The 525-nt window shown below is 69.9% G+C and carries 1 pseudogene; it reads left to right on the top strand.

From position 1 onward, the window contains the following. Nucleotides 1-348, top strand: a pseudogene (locus TN53_RS42085) (hypothetical protein); the annotation flags it as partial. Nucleotides 349-525: the final 177 nt, after the last annotated feature.

The following is a 525-nucleotide window of genomic DNA, read 5'->3' as shown; positions in this document are numbered from 1 at the left end:
GCCGCCTTCGCGCTGTGGGAGGACCCCGAGGTACGCCCGAAGCTGCTCGGGATCCTCCAGGCCGCGGTCAACAGCGAGGAAGGCGCCGAGCAGATGCGCCGCTTCATCGCCGAGCAGCTCTTCGCGCAGGCCGGCAAGTCCATCGGCGCCCCCGACCTGGACATCTACCAGATGGCCGAGTTCCTCGGCGTGCCGCCGGTCAACTTCGGCGCGGCCGCCGGGCAGGTCTGGGGCGCCGTCCTGATGCGCTACGTCGTCAAGCTGGAGCCGATCGCATCCATACCGGTCGACGACCTGATCAAGCTCATCAACCCGACGCTCCACCGCTACCTGGGTGCGGCGCAGTGATCTGAGGAGGGGACATGTCCCAAGCCATCGAGGCCAAGGAGCGCGGCGCAGCCTGGGACACGCTGGGCGGCGCTCTCGGCGAGGCCGGCGCGGCCGCGCTCGCCGGATCGCGCGAACACCTGGCCGAGCACGCCCGCACCTTCGCGGACATCGGTCTGCAAAAGCGTGTGTCGATCG

This window comes from Streptomyces sp. WM6386, assembly GCF_000972385.1.
Taxonomy (GTDB): Bacteria; Actinomycetota; Actinomycetes; order Streptomycetales; family Streptomycetaceae; genus Streptomyces.
The sequence above is the reverse complement of the archived record's forward strand: the minus strand, read 5'-3'. Positions and strand labels throughout refer to the sequence as shown.